Annotated in this window: 3 protein-coding genes and 2 pseudogenes; all 5 read left to right on the top strand. The window is 67.1% G+C overall.

Features of this window, described 5'->3' with window-relative positions; translation table 11 throughout:
- Positions 1-87 (top strand): annotated as a pseudogene (locus Q7T09_RS12415) (F0F1 ATP synthase subunit delta); the annotation flags it as partial.
- A 6-nt stretch (positions 88-93) separates the two neighbouring features.
- Positions 94-1,629: a F0F1 ATP synthase subunit alpha gene (gene atpA / locus Q7T09_RS12410; RefSeq protein WP_304700046.1), complete on the top strand. Its 1,536-nt coding sequence runs from the start codon at positions 94-96 to the stop codon at positions 1,627-1,629.
- A 7-nt stretch (positions 1,630-1,636) separates the two neighbouring features.
- Entirely contained in the window at positions 1,637-2,266 is a 630-nt protein-coding gene (locus tag Q7T09_RS12405) for a pseudaminic acid biosynthesis-associated methylase (RefSeq protein ID WP_304700044.1), read from the top strand.
- An 8-nt stretch (positions 2,267-2,274) separates the two neighbouring features.
- A complete protein-coding gene (locus tag Q7T09_RS12400) occupies positions 2,275-3,144 on the top strand; it encodes a F0F1 ATP synthase subunit gamma (protein WP_304700043.1) in 870 nt (289 codons plus the stop codon).
- Between the two features lie 18 nt (positions 3,145-3,162).
- Positions 3,163-3,852, top strand: a pseudogene (locus tag Q7T09_RS12395) (F0F1 ATP synthase subunit beta); the annotation flags it as partial.

Here is a 3,852-nt window from a genome sequence, read left to right as displayed (position 1 = left end):
ATCAAGGTGCGGGTCGGCTCGCGACTGTTCGATGCTTCACTTCGTTCGAAGCTCGATTCCCTCAAGTTCGCCCTGAAGAGAGCGTAAGAAGACATGGATATCCGCGCCGCCGAAATTTCGGCCATCCTCAAGTCGCAGATCGCCAATTTCGGCGAAGAGGCTGACGTTTCCGACGTCGGCCAGGTGCTGTCCGTCGGTGACGGCATCGCCCGCGTCTTCGGTCTGGACAATGTCCAGGCCGGTGAAATGGTCGAGTTCCCGAAAGCCGGGGTGAAGGGCATGGCCCTGAACCTCGAACGCGACAACGTCGGGGTCGTGATCTTCGGCGACGACCGCGCCATCTCCGAGGGCGACGAAGTCCGCCGCCTCTCGGAAATCGTGGACGTGCCGGTGGGTCGCGGCCTGCTGGGCCGCGTCGTCAACCCGCTGGGCGAGCCCATCGACGGCAAGGGCCCGCTCACCAACGTGGCCGAGCGCCGCCGGGTGGACGTGAAGGCCCCGGGCATCATCCCGCGCAAGTCGGTGCACGAGCCCGTGCAGACCGGCCTGAAGGCCATCGACAGCCTGATTCCCGTCGGCCGCGGCCAGCGCGAGCTGATCATCGGCGACCGCCAGACCGGCAAGACCGCCGTGGCGATCGACACCATCCTGAACCAGAAGTCGATCAACGCCGGCGACGACGAGAGCGCCAAGCTCTACTGCATCTACGTCGCCATCGGTCAGAAGCGCTCCACCGTCGCCCAGATCGTCAAGACCCTCGAGGAGCGCGGCGCGCTCGACTACACCATCGTGGTCGCCGCCACCGCCTCGGAGCCCGCCCCGCTGCAGTTCCTGGCCCCGTTCTCGGGTTGCGCCATGGGCGAGTGGTTCCGCGACAACGGCATGCACGCCGTCATCATCTATGACGACCTTTCCAAGCAGGCCGTCGCCTATCGCCAGATGTCCCTGCTGCTGCGCCGCCCGCCGGGCCGCGAAGCCTATCCGGGCGACGTCTTCTATCTGCACTCCCGCCTGCTCGAGCGCGCCGCCAAGCTGAATGAAGACAACGGCTCCGGCTCGCTGACCGCCCTGCCGCTGATCGAGACCCAGGCCAACGACATCTCGGCCTATATCCCGACCAACGTGATCTCGATCACCGACGGCCAGATCTTCCTGGAAACCGACCTGTTCTTCCAGGGCATCCGTCCGGCCGTGAACGTCGGCGCCAGCGTCAGCCGCGTGGGCTCCTCGGCCCAGATCAAGGCCATGAAGACCGCCGCCGGCCCCATCAAGAGCGAGCTCGCCCAGTACCGCGAGCTGGCCGCCTTCGCGAAGTTCGGCTCCGACCTGGACGCCACCACCCAGCGCCAGCTGGCCCGGGGTGAGCGCCTGACCGAGCTCCTGAAGCAGCCGCAATACTCGCCGCTGACCGTCGAGGAGCAGGTGGCCGTGATCTATGCCGGCACGCGGGGCTATCTCGACACCATCCCGACCAACCAGGTCGGCCGGTTCGAGGCCGAGTTGCTGAGCCACCTGCACGCCAAGCACCAGAAGATCCTGGACACCATCCGGACCTCCAAGGAGCTCAAGGCCGACACCGAACAGGCCCTGAAGGACGCGCTCGCCGCCTTCGTCAGCACCTTCGCCTGACGACAAGATGAGCCCTGAGCCCAAAGCGCTGCGCGCCTGGTCCGGCGAGTTCGGCGATCGGTACACGGAGCGGAACACCGCTTCGGCCGACGCCGTCCGCGGCCGCGCGCGCGTCTGGGCAGAGGTGCTCTCCAAGATGGAAGGCGACGCGCCGGGCAGCGCCATCGAGGTGGGTCCCAATCTGGGCCTCAACCTGCGGGGCATCCCGGCGGTCTCGGACATGGAGCTCTGGGCTATCGAGCCCAATGCGACGGCCCGGGCCAAGATCGTCGAAGACGGCGTCCTGCCTGCCGAGCGGGTGTTCGAGGGCTTCGGCCACGACATCCCCATGGCCGACAAGGCCGTCGACCTGGCCTTCACGACGGGCGTGCTGATCCACGTGGACCCCAGCCTGCTCGATGCGACGATGCGGGAGATCCACCGGGTCGCCGCCAAGTATGTCTTTTGCGCCGAGTACTTTTCGCCGAAGCCGGAGGCCGTTCCCTATCGCGGGGAAGCCGACCTCCTGTTCAAGAATGACTTCGGCGGCCTCTATTTGGATATGTTTCCCGACCTCGTGCTGGTCGATTACGGCTTCTTCTGGAAACGGACGACCGTGATGGACGACAGCACCTGGTGGTTGTTTAGAAAGGTCTGAGGCGAGAAATGGCTAGCCTCAAGGAAATGCGCGACCAGATCAAAAGCGTGCAATCCACGCAGAAGATCACGCGCGCGATGCAGATGGTGGCCGCGGCGAAGATGCGCCGGGCGACCGAAGCGGCCCAGAACGCCCGGCCCTATGCCCAGCGCATGGCCGCGGTGATCGCCAACCTGGCGGCGGGCGTCTCCGGCGACGGCGCGCCGAAGCTGCTGGTGGGCACGGGCCGTCAGGACCGTCACCTGGTGGTGGTGACCAGCTCCGACCGCGGCCTGGCCGGCGGCTTTAATTCCTCGATCATCCGCGCCGCGCGCGAACGGGTCGTGGCGCTGCTGGCCGAGGGCAAGGACGTCAAGATCATCACGGTCGGCAAGAAGGCGCGCGATCAGTTCCGCCGCGTCTATGGCGACCGCTTCGTGGCGACCTTCGAGGCCGGCGTGCCCGGCCTGGCCACGGCCCAGCCGGTGGCCGACAAGATCACCGAGCAGTTCGAGACCGGCCAGGTCGACGTCGTGACCCTGGTCTTCAGCCGCTACAAGTCGGTGGTCGTCCAGACCCCGACCCTGACCCAGCTGATCCCCGCCCAGGTGGCCGGCGCCGCCGCCACCATCGACCTGAAGGGCGCGGCCTACGAGTACGAGCCCGACGAGGAGACCATCCTCGAGACCCTGCTGCCCCGGAACCTCACGGTCCAGGTGCTCTCGGCCATGCTCGAAAACCAGGCCGGGTTCTATGCCGCCCAGATGGCGGCCATGGACAACGCCACCCGCAACGCGGGCGACATGATCGCCGCCCTCAACCTGAAGAAAAACCGTACACGCCAGGCGCAGATCACCAAGGAGCTGATCGAGATCATCTCCGGCGCCGAAGCGCTCTAGACCGAAAGAGTCCGACCCATGGCTACGACCCCGAAGAAGCCGGCCGCCACCAAGGCCGCCCCCGCCCCCAAGGCCGCCGCTCCGAAGGCCGCCGCCGCCAAGGCTCCGGCCAAGGCGACCGCCGCCAAGAGCGCCACGCCCAAGTCGGTCGCCCCGGCCGGCGCCGTGGCCACCGGCCGCATCGTCCAGATCATCGGCGCCGTCGTCGACGTCGAGTTCGAAGGCCACCTGCCGCCGATCCTCGGCGCGCTGGAGACCACCAACACCGACCAGCGGACGGGCCAGCCCTTCCGCCTGGTGCTGGAAGTCGCCCAGCACCTGGGTGAGAACACCGTCCGCACCATCGCCATGGACACCTCCGAGGGCCTGACCCGCGGCCAGCCGGTCTTCGACACCGGCCGCGCGATCACCGTGCCCGTCGGCCCGGCCACGCTCGGCCGGATCATGAACGTCATCGGTGACCCCATCGATGAAGCCGGTCCGATCAACTCCAAGTTCTACGCCCCGATCCACCGTGAAGCCCCGTCCTTCGCCGAGCAGGCGACCTCGGCGGAAATCCTGGTGACCGGGATCAAGGTCATCGACCTGCTCTGCCCCTACACCAAGGGCGGCAAGATCGGCCTGTTCGGCGGCGCCGGCGTGGGCAAGACCGTGACCATGCAGGAACTGATCAACAACATCGCCAAGGCCTACGGCGGCTACTCGGTG

The sequence above is a fragment of the Phenylobacterium sp. genome, assembly GCF_030645195.1.
In the GTDB taxonomy this organism is placed as follows: domain Bacteria; phylum Pseudomonadota; class Alphaproteobacteria; order Caulobacterales; family Caulobacteraceae; genus Phenylobacterium.
Note: the sequence above shows the minus strand (reverse complement) of the source record. Positions and strands in the feature narration are given on the sequence as shown.

Bases quoted from the DNA above. Each gene is read 5' to 3' on its own strand.
- Q7T09_RS12400 (WP_304700043.1), top strand. From the start codon at position 2,275: ATGGCTAGCCTCAAGGAAATGCGCGACCAGATCAAAAGCGTGCAATCC.
- atpA (WP_304700046.1), top strand. From the start codon at position 94: ATGGATATCCGCGCCGCCGAAATTTCGGCCATCCTCAAGTCGCAGATC.
- Q7T09_RS12405 (WP_304700044.1), top strand. From the start codon at position 1,637: ATGAGCCCTGAGCCCAAAGCGCTGCGCGCCTGGTCCGGCGAGTTCGGC.